The following is a 16304-nucleotide window of genomic DNA, read 5'->3' on the forward strand; positions in this document are numbered from 1 at the left end:
GCGCGGTCAGCGCTCGTGCACCGGGCGCCCGGCGAACCACGTCGAGACGACCTCGGTGTGCACGATCTCCTCCGCCGGTCCGCCGATCGCATCCCGTTCCAGGATCACGAAGTCGGCCGATTTGCCGGGGGTCAGGGACCCGGTCTCGGCGCCGAGCCCCATCGCCGTCGCGGCGTTGATCGTGAAGACCTCCAGCGCTTCCTCGGCCGAGATCGCCTGCTCCGGCCAGAGCGTGCCCGCGGCCCGACCGAGCGGATCGGCCCGTGTCACGAGCCCCTGCAGGCCCTCGAGCGTGTTCGGCGACTCGCTCACCGGCCAGTCCGAGCCGCCGGCCACGAGGGCCCCGGCGTCGAGGAGTGCGCGGTTGGGCTGCGAGTGCTCGGCACGCTCTCCCAGCACGTCCGCCAGCGCCTGGGGGATGACGCCCGGGTACCAGATGAACGGGGAGATGTCGGCGGAGACGTCCAGCGCCGCGAGTCGGGGGATGTCGCTCTCCGCGAGGAACTGCCCGTGCGCGATCTGCACCGGCGTCGTGAAGCCCTCCGCGCGCAGGCGCTCGGCGGCGTCCAGGACGAGGCGTGCCGACCCGTCGCCGGTGCAGTGCACCTTGGCCCCGAGACCGCGGGCGGCGACGGCCCGCAGCCAGTCGGTGAGCTCGTCGAGGGTCATGGTCGTCTCGCCGTGGAAGTGCGCCCCGTGCACCGGATCCGCCGGATACGGGTCGAGGAACGAGGCGGTGCGGGCGGGCGGGACGCCGTCGAGGAAGATCTTCACGAAGTCGGGACGGTGGTGCGGCGTGCGGAACTCCTCGCCGCGGTCGAGCAGGGGAGCGCCGATGGGGTCGAACCCGAAGATCTCGTCGTTGATGAGGAGCGAGGAGACCACCCAGGCGTGCAGCTCGTCGGCGCGGTCGAGTCCGGCGAGCGCGGCGAGGATGTCGACGGAGACCCCCGCGTCCTGGAACGCCGTGATCCCGAACGAGTTCAGCAGCTCGATCCCGCGACGGGAGGCGGCCGCGTGCTGCTCCGCGGTGAGTCCGCCGCTGCGGTCGTACGCCTCCTGCACCGGGATGCCGGCGGCTTCCAGGAGTACGCCGGTGGGGGTGCCGTCGGGGTCGAGCAGCGTCACCCCGGAGGTCGGGATGCTGTCCGCCGTGATGCCGGCCAGCTCCAGCGCCCGGGTGCTGGCCCAGCGGTTGTGGCGGGAGTCCTCCATGAGCGCCACCGGCCGTCCGCCCGCTGCCTCGTCGAGACGCAACCGCGTGGCGGTGTTGGCGAGGGTGGGAAGCAGGGTCGTGGCCACGGCGCCGCCGACGATCCAGGCGTCCTCGGGCAGGGTCTGCGCCTTCTCCCGCACCCGGTCCAGGATCTCGTCGAGCGTGAGGGAAGGGGCCAGCGACAGCTCGAACAGCTCGGTCCGTCCGGCGAGCGCGTGGTGGTTGTGCACGTCGACGAACCCGGGATAGACCGCCGCGTCGCCGACCTCGACCAGCCGCGTGCGACGGCCGCGGAACGCCTCCACGTCGGCGCGGTCGCCGACGGCGAGGATCCGTCCGTCTCGTACGGCGAAGGCCTCGGCACGCGGACGGGCGCGGTCCGACGTGCGGATCACGGAACCGGTGACGATGAGGTCGGCGACGTCGGTCATGTCAGGCATCTCCGAAGGTCGCGGGCTCGAGCGACGGCGTGTGGTGGGTGGTCGACAGCAGGCGGCCGTGTGCGCCGAACGTGAAGTGCGTCGGCACCTCACCGCTCTCGTCCAGTCCGAACAGCACGCCGTGGGAGCGGATCGCGTTCACGTCGCGGTGGTCGGCGATCGTCACCGAGGCGCACGGGATCACCTTCTCGCGCCACGCGAAGATGTAGATCCCGGGGCGCACCTCCCACACGCTGTTCTCGTCGGTGTCGGCGAGCCCGCGCTCCGGACCGGCCAGGCACTGCCACGAGTACCAGCGCGGGGAGAGGTAGACATGCTCGTAGGCGTGCTCCTCGCTGTAGACCCACTCGACGCGGCGGCCGATGAGCGTGGTCGTGGGTGCGGCCTCGGCACCGGTGACCGCGGCGCCCTCGATGGTACCGGGGGCGAAGTGGTGCTGCACGCGGGTGCGGCCCTGCTCGGGCGCGGGGAGGATCTCGGAGATCACCGCGAGGGAGCGTCCGTGCCGCAGATCGAGCACGAGCGAGACCGCCTCGTTCGGGAGGTAGCGGTGGTGGAACTGCACGAAGTAGAGCTCGTCGTCGACCTCGAACGCCTCGTAGTCGTCGGTGTCGGACGCGGCGTCCGTGGGGTCCTCGGCGCCGGGCTGGTACTCCCAGGCGACCGTCGAGTCGTCAAAGCGGTGGACGATGCGGGTGCCGCGGGCGTCGACGACAGCGATCTCGCGACCGCTGAGCGCGGTGCTGTGCGGGGCCTTGTTGGCGTCGAAACCGGGCGCGAGGCCTTCCAGTGGCAGCCAGGTGGAGGTGTCGGCGGGGTTGAGGGTCGTCATGGGGATTCCTTCCTTCGGGGAACGGGGTCGGCGCGGGCGTCAGCGGTCGCTGAACCGCTCCAGGTCGGTGGCGAGGCCGTCGTAGACGGCGGGCTTGGCGCGGCGGAGGTAGGCGGCGTAGACGATGCCGCCGATCAGCGCGAGCACGAGCAGGAGCGGCATCAGGCGGATCGCGAGCTCCTCGGAGCCGGCCACGATGTTGAAGTTCACGATCGCCAGGATCGAGATGGCCGCGATGCCGAGGAAGCCGATGCCCGGCGCGATGAACGTGCTCCACCACCGCGGGTCGTTCCGGCGCCGGAAGTACACGACGATCGAGATCGCCGCGAGCCCCTGCAGGATCAGCACGCTGAGGGTGCCGAAGCCGAGCATCGCGGGCACGAGCGTGACGATGGGGTCGGCGCCGGCGAGGGCGAACAGGATCGCCACGATCGCTGCGAAGCCGGCCTGCACGATGCCCGCGAGCTGCGGGGCACCGTTCGGGCGGGTGCGAGCGAGGGCCTGGGGGAGGATCTTCGCGCGACCCAGCGAGTACAGGTAGCGGGTGGCCGAGTTGTGGAACGCGAGCATCGCCGCGAACAGGCTCACCAGGAGCAGCACCATCATCACGGTCGTGAGCGGACCGCCCAGGTACTGCTGCGAGAGCGAGAAGATGAGGTCGCCCGTGGGCAGGTGCTCCAGGGCCGTGGCCTGCGCCTGTGCGACGCCGGTCGCGCTCACCACGGCCCAGGTCGTGACGCCGAGGATCACGCCGATCGCGATGATCGAGGTGTAGGTCGCCCGCGGGATCGTGCGCAGCGGCTGCTTGGCCTCCTCGCTGAAGAGCGCAGTGGCCTCGAACCCGAGGAAGCCGGTCGCCGCGAGCAGCAGGCCGATGGGCAGCGAGCCGGAGAACACGGCCTCCGGGCTGAACGCGGCGACGTCGTAGCCGGTCTGCACGAGCACCGAGATGTCGAACACGACGAGCATGAGCACCTCGAGCACGAGGCACACGCCGAGGATCTTCGAGCTGAAGTCGACGCCGATCCGCGCGAGGACGAAGCACACGACGATCGACAGCAGGCCCCAGACGAGCCAGTGCACGTCGAGACCGGTGAGGTCGCGGATGATCGTCTGCATGAAGAAGCCGCTGGTGCCGATCGTGCCGACGACGAAGAAGTTGTAGCCGAGCGTTGCGATGAGGCCCGCGACGAGTCCGCCGGTGCGGCCGAGGCCCTTCACGACGAAGGCGTAGAAGCCTCCCGCGTTCACGAGCTGCTTCGACATCTGGGCGTAGCCGATCGCGAACAGCAGCAGGATGGCCGCGACGAGGAAGAACGACATCGGGGTGCCGCCGCCGTTGCCCAGGGCGATGGCGAGGGAGGCGACGACGACGATCCCGGTCAGCGGCGCGACGGCGGCCAGGACGAGGAAGACGATGCCGGCGACGCCGAGGGCGCCGGGGCGGAGGGAGGTGTGGTGCGGCGTCGTGGGTGCGGAGATCTGCTCTGCCACGTCGGCTCCTTTGCTCGGGTGACGGCCGTGCGGACACGGCATCGACGACGAGGGGAATCGTCGATAGAGCGAGTCTGCTCGCCGCCTCGATCCGGCGCTTGACCGTGAGCGAAGGACGATGGTGCCACCGCGCACACCCCGCCGGTGGGCGTGCGGCCCCTTCGCCCCGCGGAGCAGGATGACCGGGACGACACCGCTGTCTCGTCGGCGCCGCGCGGCGCCGGGCCGCGGTCGGAGGACGCGATGGACCTGCAGCTCGACGGCACGACGGCCCTCGTCACGGGGGCCGCCAGCGGCATCGGCCGTGCCGTCGTCCGGGCGCTCGCCGGCGAAGGGGTGCGGGTCGCGCTGCTCGACCGGGACGCGGCTGCGCTCCGGGACGCCGCCGCGGTCGCCGGCGCCGATCCGGTGCTGCTCGCCGCCGACGTCACCGATGAGCAGCAGGTGGCCGCCGCGGTCGACGCCGGTATCCGCGCGCTGGGCGGTCTCGATGCGGTGGTCTGCTGCGCCGGGATCTCGGGCCCGGTCGGCACGCCGATCGAGGAGACCGCACTGGAGGAGTGGAACCGCGTCCTCGCCGTCAACGTCACCGGCGCGTTCCTCGTGCTCAAGCACGCGATCCCGGCGCTCCGGGAGTCCGCCGCGGGGTCCGTCGTGCTGCTTGCGAGCGACTCGGCCGTCGTGGCCTCGCCCGGCATGGCTCCCTACGCCGCATCGAAGGCGGCGCTCGTGCAGTTCGGGCGGGCGCTTTCGGTCGACCTCGCCGGCACCGGGGTGCGGGTGAACGCCGTGGCACCGTCCATCGTCGACACTCCGATGAGCCGCGGGGATCTCGGTTCGGAGGCCTTCGCCGACCCCGCCTTCCCCGTGCAGAGCGCCGACGAGGTCGCCGGGCACGTGACGTACCTCCTCTCCCCGAGGAGCCGGACCGTGAACGGCACCACCCTCCTCAGCGACTTCGGGTACACCGCCCGGTCGGGATTCCCCGCCTGACGCGACCGCGTCCGGCCCCACAGCGCACGCGCGCAGAACACACAGGAGCACACATGGCAACCGTGGTCGGATCAAGCGTCTCCGGACGCGTCGTCGTCATCACCGGAGGCGGCACGGGCATCGGCGCAGCGGTCGCGGAGCGGTTCGCGGCCGAGGGGGCGCACGTCGTCGTGGTGGGCCGCCGGCCGGAGCCGCTGCACGAGGTCGAGCGCGCGGTCGGAGCCCTGCCCGTCGTCGCCGATGCGGCGGACACCGCGTCGGCGCAGGCCGCGATCGCCGAGATCCTCGCGCGGTTCGGCCGGATCGACGTCCTCGTCGCGAACGCCGGGGGACACGGTTTCTCGCCGGTCGCCGAGACCGACGACGCGAGCTGGGACGCGGCGATCCGCGCCAACCTCACCACCGCGTTCGTGATGGCACGCGAGGCGCTGCCGCCGCTGATCGAGGCCAAGGGGCAGGTGGTGATCGTCTCGTCGCTGGCCGGACTCTTCGCGGGGCCGTCGGTGGCCGGATACACGGTCGGCAAGCACGCGCTCATCGGCCTCACGCGGACGCTCGCGCGCGACTACGGGCGCCACGGCGTCCGCGTCAACGCGATCTGCCCCGGGTGGGTGCAGACGCCGATGGCCGACGAGGAGATGGACGAGTTCGCCGCGCATGCCGGCCTCGGCTCCCGCGAGGAGGGGTACGCGACGGTCACCGCCGATGTGCCGCTGCGCCGCCCCGCGCGGCCCGCCGAGATCGCCTCGGTCGTCCGCTTCCTCGGGTCGGGGGAGTCGTCGTACATCACCGGCGCCGTGATCGTGGCGGACGGCGGGTCGCACGTGGTCGACGTGCCGACCATCGCCTTCGACCACGCCGGGATGTAGCGCGGGTCAGGGTCGAGCGGCGGCTGTCGCGCCTCAGTCGATGCGGAGCTCGAAGCCGTCCTCGGTCGGGACCACGGCGACGTGCGTGAGGTCGTCGACGTGCGCGGTCGGGGCGTGGGCTCCGGCGTGCGGGCCGATGCCGATCACGCGCATGCCCGCGGCGTGGGCGGCCTGGATGCCGGCGCCGGAGTCCTCGAACACGACGCAGTCCGCGGGGTCGATGCCGAGCGTGCGGGCGGCGAGGAGGAAGCCCTCCGGATCGGGCTTCGAGGCGGAGACGTTCTCCGCAGTGACGGCGAGCTCGGGGACCGTGAGCCCGGCCTGACCCATCCGCGCGGTCATGAGGGCGACGTTGGCCGAGGTGACCACCGCGTGCGGGAACGGCTGCAGCGCGGCGAGCAGGTCCTCGGCACCCGGGATGCCGATCACACCGTCCACGTCGGAGGCCTCGGTCGCGAGCATGACCTCGTTCTCGCGGAGGTTGATCGCGTGGTCGCGCTCGGGGAGCAGGATCGCCATGCTCTGATGTCCCTGCCGCCCGTGGACAGTGCGGAGCACGGTCTCCGGATCGATCCCGTGCGGCTCCGCCCAGGCGAGCCAGAGGCGCTCCACGACGGCGGTCGAGTCGACGAGGGTCCCGTCCATGTCGAGGAGGGCGGCGCGGGCGTGGAGGATCTCGGTCACTCCCTCAGGCTAACCCCCACGCCGCCGACCCACCCCCTTTCGCGCGCCCCGGCCCCCTGCGCACGTACGCAGGGGGCCGGGAGGAACGCAACGGGGTGGGTCGACGGGGAGTCAGCCCCCGAGGTAGGCGCGGTGGAGGAGGGCGGGGTCGTCTTGGAGGGCCTGCGGGGCGCCCTGGAACGACACGCGGCCGCCGGCGACGACCACCGCCTCCTGCGCGAGACCGAGCGCGAGCTGCGTGAACTGCTCCACCAGCAGCACCGCCACCCCGGACTCCGCGATCGACGACACGATCGGCATCAGGCGCAAGAACACCACCGGCGCGAGGCCCAGGGACATCTCGTCGATGAGCAGCACCCGGGGCTTCGCCGCGAACGCCCGTGCCAGCACCACCATCTGCTGCTCCCCACCCGACAGCAGCGCCGTGGGGGAGTCGATGCGCTTCTCCAACTCCGGGAACTGCGCCAGCACGGCCTCGATCTCCCCGGCGGTGCGTGCCGTGAGGGAGAGGTTCTCGCGCACGGTCAGCGACGGGAACACGGCCCGCCCCTGCTCGATGTGCACGATGCCGCGCCGGGCTCGCGCCACGCGGGAGAGCCGGTCGATCGGATCCCCGTCCAGCAGGATCGACCCGGCCGAGTGCGGTGTCACGCCGGACACCGCCTCGATCAGGCTCGTCTTGCCGGCGCCGTTCGGGCCGACCAGCGCCAGGACCTCGCCACCGACGACCCGCAGCGAGACGTCCGAGATGACCGGCCCGGCGCCGCGGCTCACCGTCACCCCGTCGAGCACCAGTGCGCTCATTTCAGCAGCTCCGTCTCTCCCATGTACGCCTTGACGACGTCGGGGTTCGCGAGGACCTCGGCCTGCGGGCCGCTCGCCAGGACGCGGCCGAAGTCGAGGACCGTGAGGGTCGGGCACACCGAGCGGACGAGGTCCAGATCGTGCTCGATGATGATGAGGGCCACGCCGTAGCGCCCGGGGAGCTCGCGGAGGCGAGCCGCGAGCGCCAGATGCTCCTCGTGCGAGAGGCCGGCGGCGGGTTCGTCGAGGATGAGCAGGCGCGGGCGGGCGGCGACGTTCGCCGCGACCTCCACGAGCCGCCGGGTGCCGACGTCGACGCTCGAGAGGCGCGCCCGGGCAGGCGGGCACCCGAAGAACGCGAGGACCTCGTCGATGTCCGCCGCGGCGAGGCGCCGCCGGGCCACGAAGCGCACATAGCCGCCCACCGTGAGCGCCGGAGGGACGCGGTCCTGCTGGAAGGTCCGTCGCAGTCCGAGGCGGGCGCGCCGGGTGGGGGAGAGCCCGGCGAGGTCGCGGTCGCCGAGGAGCACGCGGCCCTCGTGCTGGGGGAGGAACCCGCTGATGGCGTCGACGAAGGTCGACTTCCCGGCGCCGTTCGGACCGATGAGCCCCATGATCGAGGCGGCGGGCACGGTGAACGAGACGTCGTCGAGGGCCTTGAGCGCCCCGAACTGCACGGTCAGCCCGTCGACCGTGAGCACCGGGGCGCCGTCGAGGGCGGCCTCGTCGACGGTGGCCGTCGTGGTCGTGGTGATCGCCGTCGCATCGGTTCCCGCGTCCGGCGGGAGCGCCGTGAGCTCCGCGGTGGCCGTGCGCCGGTCGGCCCGCCGGTACAGGAGGTTGCGGATGCCCTGGCCGAGGTTCGTGCCGCTCGTGAGGGCCTGGACGCCCAGCACGCCGAACACGACGAAGCCCCAGTCCTGCGGCACGCCCCAGCGCTTGAGCAGCTCCGGCACGAGCACCCAGAGCAGTCCGCCGAAGATGGCCATGTCGATGAGGTGCGCGCCGGACATGATCGCCAGCACGTACAGGGCGAGGGACTGCAGTGGTGTGAAGCTCGAGGCGAAGGGGAGCTGCACCTGTCCGGCGAGCAGCCCGCCGGAGATGCCGCCGAGGGCCGCCGACACTGCGAACGCCGTGAGCTTCGCGGTGCGCACGCTCTGCCCGGCCGCGGCCGTGCCCCGCTCGGAGAATGCGACGGCCTTCCAGCTGGCGCCCCAGCGTCCGCGCTGCAGGAAGAACACCGCCAGGCCGCAGACGGCGAGCACGACGATGGAGAGGAAGAAGAACTCCCGGTCACTGCCGAACAGCGCGGGCCGCTCGATCGCGATGCCGTCCGCGGAGCCGGGGAACTGGATCTGCACGAGCGTGACGTCCGCCGCGGCCGCGAATCCGAGCGTCACGACGGCGAGGTTCACGCCGCGCAGCCGCAGGGCGGGGAGGCCGACGAGGATGCCGACGAGACCGGCCGCGACGCCGCCGAGCACGAGCCAGACGAGGAAGCCGCCGGGCGCCTGCATCACGTTCAGCAGGGAGACGATCCACGCCCCGACCGCGGCGAAGGTGAGCTGGCACAGGGCGATCATCCCGGCCGAGCCGGTGACGATGCCGAGGCCGAGGATCGCGATCGCGGCCGTGACGGCGCTGATCGCGAGGAAGACGAAGTAGCCGGGAAGGGCGGCGCTGAGGAGCGCGCCCACGCCGATGCCGACGACGGCGACGGCGAACGGCCAGGTGATCCGGAACCAGGGGCGGTCAGCGAGCGGCATCCCACACCTCCTTGCGTTGCGTCCACAGCAGCAGGACGACGATGAACAGGAACGGCAGGAAGTTGCGCACGAGCGCCACTTCGTCGATCTGCGCGACGAGTCCGCCGAGGACGCCGAGGAGCAGCCCGCCGACGACGGCGAGGTCGAGCCGGCGGAAGCCGCCCAGGAGCGCGGCCGCCGCTGCGGGGACGATGAGCATGGACAGGCTCGTGGCGTCGTTCGACTGGGAGGGCGCGACGATGATGATCGCGATGGCGCTGATGATCCCGGTGACGAACCAGACGGCGATCGACAGCGGCCGGGAGCGGATGCCGAGCAGCTCCGCCGTGGTCGGCCGCTCCGACAGCGCGCGCAGCTGGGTGCCGACCCTGGTGCGGCGCAGCACGATGCGGACGGCGACGGCGGTGACGACGGCCATCGCCACCGTCGCGACGGTGACCTGGCTGATGACCACGCCGCCGAAGGAGAACGCGGGGCCGGCGATGATCGGGGTGAACGGCTGCGGTTTGTTGCCGAACAGGATGAACGACAGCGAGATGAGCAGCAGGAGCGGGCCGACCGTCATGGCGGAGCGGGTCGTCGTCGAGGCCTCCGACAGCCACGTCGCGGCGATGAAGCCGATGGCCGCGGCGAGCAGGCCTGCGACGAGGACGCCGAGGATCGAGCCGAGCCAGATGGGCAGTCCGATCTCGCGCACGAACCACACGGCGGTGAACGCGCCGAACATGCCGGTCGCGGCCTGGGCGAAGTTCACGACGCGCACGAGGCGTGACATGAGGGTGAGGCAGACGCCGAGGACGGCGTAGAGGCCGCCGGCGGCGAGTCCGGCGATGGCGCCTTGGAGCATCAGGCGTCCTTTCTGGTGAGGGCCCTTCGACAGGCTCAGGGACCCGGCGTGGGTCGCTGAGCCTGTCGAAGCGCGGGGACCCGGCGTGGGTCGCTGAGCCTGTCGAAGCGCGGGGACTATTCGCCGATCCGGAGCCAGTCGTCGGCGACCTTCTCCCAGGCGTTCGTGCCCGACTTCAGGATGATCGGCCAGCCCGCGGTGTTCTGCGTGCCGAAGGCGTAGGGCGTGCCCACCATCGGGTTCTCGATCGGGTCCATTCCCTTGAGGGCCTCGGAGACGCTCTCCCGGGTGATGTCGCCGTCGATGCTCTTCAGCACCTCGATGAAGTACGTCGCCGCGAGGTAGCCACCCTGGCTGAACGAGGTGAGGGGGATGTCGTTCTCCTCCATCAGCGTCCGCCAGTCCGCGTTGATGTCGCTGTCGTCCGTGAACGGGTAGAACTCGGCGGGGACGTAGATGCCGGCGCCCGCGTCGTCGATCGCGTCGGCGAAGTTCTCGCTGTAGACGCTCGTGAGGTAGAGCCAGGTCACGTCGTCCCAGCCCTGCGCGTTCGCGGCCTTGACCTGTCCGATCGCGTCGGGCTCGACCGGGTTGATCGCGAGGGCCTTGCAGCCCTGGTCCCGCGCCTTGACGATGTAGGGCGTGTAGTCGGAGGCGCCGTACGGCACGGTGTCGTCGACGTACTTCGGCTCCTTGCCCGTGATCTCGGTCCATTTGTCGATCGCGGCCTGGTAGGTCGGGCGGGTGGAGCCGGCGATCTCCAGCAGGATGCAGATGTCGTCGAGTCCGAGCACCTCGGAGCCGTACTGCAGCGTGAGGGTCATGTCGTTGAACGGGCCGACGTTCGCCGGCGAGATGTTCTCGCTGTCGAAGCAGCCCGTGTCGACGCCGATGCCGGGCACCGACAGGATGCCCTCCTGCTCGTAGTACTTCGCGTTGATCTCGCACTCGATGAGGCTCGCGGAGCCCACGAGCGCGACGGCTTCGTCGCTGCCCACGATCTCCCGCGCCGAGGCGGTGGCCGTGGCGGGGTCGCCCTTGTCGTCGAGCATCTTGTACTCGATCGTGCGGCCGTCGAGGCCGCCGTCCTCGTTGAACGCGTCGAAGACGGCGGCAGCCGCCTGCGAGGCCTCCGGGAACGTCGCCGGGCCGCTGATCGTGTTCACGGAGCCGACGACGATGGGGGCACCGTCGCCCCCGGCTCCGTCGCCGCCGGCGCAGCCGGCGAGAGCGAGGGCGGCCACGGCGATGATCGCCGCGGCGCCGGATGCTCGTCTGTTCATGTGCTTCCTGCCTCTCCTGTTCGGGTCGTGCTGTCAGCTCGAAGGCTGGGTGTCGGTGCTCGTCGACGGCGCGCGCAGGGCGCGGTTCACGAGCTCCGTGTCGGTGAACTGCTCGAAGGCGACGATCTCGCCGCCCGCCACGCGCCAGACGTGGGCCACCCGGGCGGCGAAGAACCGCCCAGTGCGCTTGTAGGTGCCGGAGTAGGTGCCGATGCCGACCACGACGTCGCCGCCGTCGACGACCTCGTCGATCGCGACGGTGTAGTCGTCCCACTCCTCCTGGATGCGTCCGAAGACGTTCTCGGCGACCGCGTCCGGGCCGATGTACGTTCCGGCGTAGGGGAATCCGGCGGCCTCGGTCCATTCGATGTCGGCCGCGAAGGGCGCGAGCATGCCGTCCAGGTCGCCGCGGTCGTTGGCGGCGTAGTGGTCGCGGATCAGGTCTGCGTTGCTCATGTGCTCTCTTTCCGTGGTGGGTCGCTGCGCCCGTCTGGGTCCCTGAGCCTGTCGAAGGGTCGAAGGGTCGAAGGGTCAGGCGGGCTGTGCGTCGGGGTAGGCGACGGCGCCCAGCGGGTAGATGTGTCCGCCGGCGCGGGAGTGCTCGGACTCGCCGTCGCCGTTGAGTCCGAGGAAGATCCCCGTCGTCATGAGCTGGTAGCCGAGGTCGTGGAGCCAGACGCTCGCCACCGCGATCCGGAACTCGCGGAAGCAGAACAGGTACAGGCCGTCCGCGAACTTCCACACCGTGGAGAGGTCCATGTCGCCGTGACCGCGCTGGACGCCCTCCAGGCACTGCCACGCGTAGCGCTGGCTGGAGACGTAGACGTGCTCGTACAGGTGGTGGGGGCTGTAGCGGTAGATGTTCCGCTTGCCGATGAGGTCGCGGCTCGGACCGGGGACCTCGCCGGTCGCGGGGCCGGCATCGGTGGTCGCGGCCCAGAAGTCCTGCCCGACCTGCGGGGTGCCCTCGACGGCCTCGGCGGCGATGCGGGAGCGGATGACGGTGGCGCGGTGGGTCGTGGTGGAGAAGACGACGGTGAGGGCTTCGCGCTCGCGGGTCTCGAAGGGGATGTTCACGAAGACGACGTCGTCGCGCACGCGGACCGCGTCGTACGGGTCGCGACCGGAGGAGCCCAGGCCCTCCCAGGCCACGGAGTCCTCGTCGAAGCGGAGCGCGAGCGCGGTGTCGTCGTCGAGGGTGAGCGTGAGCGCGGTTCCGGCGAGCATCGTGTTCGGCAGGCGGAACGTGTCGATGCCCGCGGCGAACTCGTCGTACGTGCGCCATTCGTCCAGAGCGGGGTCGGCGGAGATGTCGGTCATGAGGGTCCTGACGTCGCACACGGCGGGGCCTCGTCGCCCCGGGCACCGCGTCGTCGCGATGCGCTTGCCTCATGCTCCGGCCGCACCGGGGGACCCCTCAAGCGCGCGGAGTCCATCCCGCACCGAGAGTCAACCGGCGTGCCCTCCCGGGCAAGCCCCGTCCCCGCGCAGCTCCGTCCCCGCGGTTCCGTCCCTGGATCCGCCCCTGGCCCCCGTGCGGGATCAAAACCGCCCCTGCCGGACGCGAGTGGGGTGCGTTCCTGATCCCGCACGGGCGTCCCGCCTGCGGCCGCCCCGGCGCGGGACGGAAAACGCCCCTGCCGGACGCGGGTGGGGCCCGTTCCTGATCCCGCACGCGGGCGCGGTGCCCTCTGGGGCGCGGGAGTCGTGCCCTCTGGGGCGGGAGTCGTGCCCTCCCGCGCACGGCGTGCCGCTCGTCGGTGCGGGATCGAAAGTGCCCCTGCCCGACGGGAGTGGGGTGCGTTCCTGATCCCGCACGCGGGGCGGGGGGATGGTGCGGGATCAGGAACGTGCGCGAGGCGAGCGCTGGCGGGGCGGTTTTGATCCCGCGCGCGACGGGGAGAACGGGAACAACAGGGTCAGTGGGTGGCGCGGTACTCGCTGGGGGAGACGCCGAAGGCGGTCTTGAACGCGCGGCTGAAATGCGCCGCGTCGACGAAGCCCCAGCGGGCGGCGATGGCGGCGACGGGGCGGTCGGCGAGCATCGGGTCGAGGAGGTCGCGGCGGCACTGCTCCAGGCGGCGGGTGCGGATCCACGTCGACACGGTCACCCCCTGCTCCTGGAACAGTCCGTGCAGGTGGCGGGTGGAGATGAAGTGCGCGGCGGCGATGGAGGCCGGTCCGAGGTCCGTGGAGGCGAGGTTGCGGTCGATGTGCGAGCGGATCCGCTGCATGAGGGCACGGTGCGGGTCGGCGGAGACCTGATCGAGACCGAGCTCCCGCGTGAAGACGGTGGTCACGAGGTCGAGGGCGCTGTGCGCGAGCCGGGCTCCCGTCGTGCCGGCGAGTTCGTCGAGGTTGCCGGCGAGCTGCGTCAGGTACGGCACGACCATGCCGCCGAGCCCTTCCTGACCCGAGATGCGGACGGCCGTGAGCTGCCCGATCATGTCCGGCGGGAGGCTGATCAGGTGCTTCGGGAACATGACGACCATGGTGCGGAAGTCCTGGTCGAAGACGAGGGAGTACGGCCGATCGGTGTCGTAGACGGCGAGGTCGCCGGGCTGCAGCACGGCCTCGCGGTCGTCCTGGATGAGCAGGCCCGTCCCGGCGAGCATCAGGCTCACCTTGAAGTACGAGCGGTCCCCGCGGGCGATGAGCTCGGTGGTGCGCTCGACGACGTGCGAGGTGGCACGGATGTCGTTGACGTGCACCTCGTCGACGGCGGCGCCGCGGATCACGCCGCGGAACTGGTCGGCGCCCGCGGTGGACACCTGCAGCGGGACGAACGACTCGGAGACGGCGGCGCGGAACTCGCTGATGTTGCGCGCGACGAGCGTGGACACCGATTCGGCGGGGGTGGTGAGGGCACCGTTCATGACTGATCACCTCGGGCTGGTGGGAACGACGACGTTGTATACGATCCGTTCCGTGATGCTACCACCGGCGACGATCCTGCGGGGGTGCCGTCTAGGATGTGGTCCGTGAACGGCGGGATGATGTCGACGGTGACGCAGCGGATCCGGCAGGTGCTCCGCCAGGTGCGCGGACCCGCCACCTCCGACGCGGTGTTCGAGGCGACCGCGCTGATCGTCGGTGCGGCGTTCCTCCTCGTCGGGTTCCTCGTGGCGTTGCCGGTGTTCTGGGGGCGGGAGCTCTCGATCAGCGGCACCGGCTCGATCGGTATGTTCGCGGCCTACGGCGGTGCGATCGCGGCGGCGCTCGCCTTCGCCCTGGGGCGGCTCGCTGTGCGGGTTCCGGAGCCCGACCCCACCCGCGCCAGGGACGGGTTCGCCGTCCCCGGCGACCGGCTCCGCTGGTACGACCTCGCCGCCATCGCCTTCGCGCACGCCGCGATCGCCTACCTCGGCTGGTTGGGGATCGCGCAGCTGCTGGAGCAGAGCTTCGTGGACGCCCCCGTCTTCGCGTTCCCCGGCGCGATCCTGGTCGCCGTGGCGTTCGCGCTCACGGGCTACGTCGCCTTCCTCAGCGCCGTCGCTCTGACGCCGACCGTGCTGTCGCTGGTCCTGGCGGTGTTCCTCGTCGTCGGGGCCTTCGCGGCGATGCTGGCCTCCAGTGACGTGCACTGGTGGCGCGACAACCTGTCGGCGCTGGGCATGAGCAGCAATAGCGCCTCGGTGGCCTTCAACGTGACCCTCGTCATCGCGGGGATCATGGTGACGACCATCTCGCGCTATGCGACGGCGGGGCTGCCCGTCGACGACCCGGTCGACCGCCGTGGCCGGACCATCGTGCGCGGCGGGCTCATCCTGATGGGCATCTTCCTCGCGTGCGTCGGGATCTTCCCCGTCGACGAGTTCTTCGGTCTGCACAACACCGTCGCGACGGGCATGGTGGTGGTGTTCGCGGTGGTCGTCGTCGGCCTGCCGTGGTTCGTGCGCAGCATCCCGCGCGTCTTCGTCGGCCTCGGCTGGACGTACGTGCTGGTCATCGTGCTGCTCGGCGCGTTCTTCGCTGTCGGCTACTACAACCTCACGGCGGTCGAGCTCATCGCGGCCGTGCTGATCTTCAGCTGGATCATCGTGTTCCTGCGCACGGCGGGGACGATGGGAAGCCACACGCCACGGACGGAGGCTCCGACGGTGCTGGACGCCCCTGTCTGCTGACGCACCGGCGCTCGGCGACGACGTCAGTCGCGGAGGAGGCGCGTCGCCTGACGCGTGCGCTGCAGGGCGTCGACGGTCTCGGCGTACCGCCGCTTGGCGACGCCGATGAACAGGCAGTCGACGAGGGTGAGCTGCGCGATCCGGCTCACCATCGCCCCGGCACGGAAGGTCGACTCGCGCACCTCGGTGAACAGGGCGTGGTCGGCGACCTGGGCGAGAGGGGAGTCCTTCACGGAGGTGACGGCGACGGTCGTCGCGCCGTTGGCGACGGCTGCTTCGAGGAACCGCACCGTCTCGATCGTCGACCCCGCGTGCGAGAACCCGATGGCGACGGTGGTGCTGACGGGCAGGACCGCGGCGGCGATCGCCTCGTGGGGGTCGGCGAGGACGTGGGCGTTGCGGCCGACGCGGAGGAGCTTGTGCGCGAGGTCCTCCGCGACGAACTGACTGGCGCCGATGCCGTAGAGCAGGATCCGGTCGGCGCCGTCGATGGCCGCGACAGCCGCCGCCAGCACGGCGAAGTCGAGCTGGCCGACGGTCTCCTCGATGGCGAGGAGCTCCAGGGCCGCGAGCTTGGAGACCGCCTCCTCGAGGGTGTCCTCGTCGGAGATCTCCGAGCCGTAGGCGCCGCGGGCGGAGAACTGCGCGGCCTCCTTGCCGAGCTCGGTGGCCAGGGCCATCCGCAGCGGCGCGTATCCGGTGAAGCCGATCGCGCGGCAGAACCGCACGACGGAGGCGACCGAGGTGCGGCACTCCTCGGCGAGCTCGCTGATCGTCTTGTCGATCACGAGGCTCGGGTTCTCCCGCACCGCGGCCGCGACGCGCGCCAGCGACGGGGGCAGGGTCGCAGCGGCGGCTTCGATCGTGGACTGGATGCTCACGGTATCCTCCGGAACGGCGGAACGGGATGGTAAATTCTTTTCAGCGAGTCTACGTGTTGTGTAGTCCC

The 16304-nt window shown here is 71.4% G+C and carries 15 protein-coding genes; 3 read left to right on the plus strand and 12 right to left on the minus strand.

The window, feature by feature from the left end; genetic code table 11:
• Positions 1-6: 6 nt before the first annotated feature.
• From RI211_RS05090 to RI211_RS05100, 3 genes are read right to left on the minus strand one after another with little or no spacing between them, the layout of a single operon-like run.
• Positions 7-1647 carry an amidohydrolase gene (locus tag RI211_RS05090; protein ID WP_315637461.1) on the minus strand — a complete coding sequence of 547 codons (1641 nt, stop codon included), beginning with the start codon at positions 1645-1647 and terminating at the stop codon, positions 7-9.
• A 1-nt stretch (position 1648) separates the two neighbouring features.
• Positions 1649-2488, minus strand: coding sequence for a molybdenum cofactor biosynthesis F family protein (locus tag RI211_RS05095; protein WP_315637462.1), 840 nt, complete (start codon positions 2486-2488; stop codon positions 1649-1651).
• A 39-nt stretch (positions 2489-2527) separates the two neighbouring features.
• Entirely contained in the window at positions 2528-3982 is a 1455-nt protein-coding gene (locus tag RI211_RS05100; RefSeq protein WP_315637464.1) for an APC family permease, read from the minus strand.
• A 243-nt stretch (positions 3983-4225) separates the two neighbouring features.
• Between RI211_RS05100 and RI211_RS05105 the strand changes: the two genes are divergently transcribed.
• The gene (locus RI211_RS05105) at positions 4226-4975 is read left to right on the plus strand and encodes an SDR family NAD(P)-dependent oxidoreductase (protein WP_315637465.1); all 750 of its coding nucleotides are present in this window, start codon (positions 4226-4228) and stop codon (positions 4973-4975) included.
• A 53-nt stretch (positions 4976-5028) separates the two neighbouring features.
• Positions 5029-5844: an SDR family NAD(P)-dependent oxidoreductase gene (locus RI211_RS05110; RefSeq protein ID WP_315637466.1), complete on the plus strand. Its 816-nt coding sequence runs from the start codon at positions 5029-5031 to the stop codon at positions 5842-5844.
• A gap of 33 nt (positions 5845-5877) precedes the next feature.
• Here RI211_RS05110 and RI211_RS05115 read toward each other — a convergent pair whose 3' ends face one another.
• From RI211_RS05115 to RI211_RS05150, 8 genes are all read right to left on the minus strand, one after another.
• A complete protein-coding gene (locus tag RI211_RS05115; protein WP_315637467.1) occupies positions 5878-6528 on the minus strand; it encodes an HAD-IA family hydrolase in 651 nt (216 codons plus the stop codon).
• Between the two features lie 111 nt (positions 6529-6639).
• Complete coding sequence (locus tag RI211_RS05120; protein ID WP_315637468.1) at positions 6640-7332, minus strand: ABC transporter ATP-binding protein; 693 nt, start codon at positions 7330-7332, stop codon at positions 6640-6642.
• Positions 7329-9101, minus strand: coding sequence for a branched-chain amino acid ABC transporter ATP-binding protein/permease (locus RI211_RS05125; protein WP_249520787.1), 1773 nt, complete (start codon positions 9099-9101; stop codon positions 7329-7331). The genes RI211_RS05120 and RI211_RS05125 overlap by 4 nt, the downstream gene beginning before the upstream one ends.
• Positions 9088-9948, minus strand: coding sequence for an ABC transporter permease subunit (locus tag RI211_RS05130; RefSeq protein WP_101846949.1), 861 nt, complete (start codon positions 9946-9948; stop codon positions 9088-9090). The genes RI211_RS05125 and RI211_RS05130 overlap by 14 nt, the downstream gene beginning before the upstream one ends.
• A 116-nt stretch (positions 9949-10064) precedes the next feature.
• Positions 10065-11231: an ABC transporter substrate-binding protein gene (locus tag RI211_RS05135; RefSeq protein ID WP_187663528.1), complete on the minus strand. Its 1167-nt coding sequence runs from the start codon at positions 11229-11231 to the stop codon at positions 10065-10067.
• Positions 11232-11264: 33 nt separating this feature from the next.
• Positions 11265-11687 (minus strand): nuclear transport factor 2 family protein, encoded by a 423-nt coding sequence (locus RI211_RS05140; RefSeq protein WP_085606741.1) that lies wholly within the window; start codon positions 11685-11687, stop codon positions 11265-11267.
• 75 nt (positions 11688-11762) lie between these two features.
• Entirely contained in the window at positions 11763-12551 is a 789-nt protein-coding gene (locus RI211_RS05145) for a MoaF C-terminal domain-containing protein (protein ID WP_259952061.1), read from the minus strand.
• A 599-nt stretch (positions 12552-13150) separates the two neighbouring features.
• Positions 13151-14107 carry an AraC-like ligand-binding domain-containing protein gene (locus RI211_RS05150; protein ID WP_187663531.1) on the minus strand — a complete coding sequence of 319 codons (957 nt, stop codon included), beginning with the start codon at positions 14105-14107 and terminating at the stop codon, positions 13151-13153.
• 105 nt (positions 14108-14212) lie between these two features.
• On the opposite strand from RI211_RS05150, the gene RI211_RS05155 reads away from it, so the two are divergent.
• Positions 14213-15355: a DUF998 domain-containing protein gene (locus tag RI211_RS05155; RefSeq protein ID WP_315637470.1), complete on the plus strand. Its 1143-nt coding sequence runs from the start codon at positions 14213-14215 to the stop codon at positions 15353-15355.
• A gap of 23 nt (positions 15356-15378) precedes the next feature.
• Here RI211_RS05155 and RI211_RS05160 read toward each other — a convergent pair whose 3' ends face one another.
• Positions 15379-16236: a MurR/RpiR family transcriptional regulator gene (locus RI211_RS05160; RefSeq protein WP_315637472.1), complete on the minus strand. Its 858-nt coding sequence runs from the start codon at positions 16234-16236 to the stop codon at positions 15379-15381.
• Positions 16237-16304 lie beyond the last annotated feature (68 nt).

Origin of the sequence: Microbacterium meiriae (assembly GCF_032364335.1) — a bacterium.
GTDB classification, from domain to species: Bacteria; Actinomycetota; Actinomycetes; order Actinomycetales; family Microbacteriaceae; genus Microbacterium; species Microbacterium meiriae.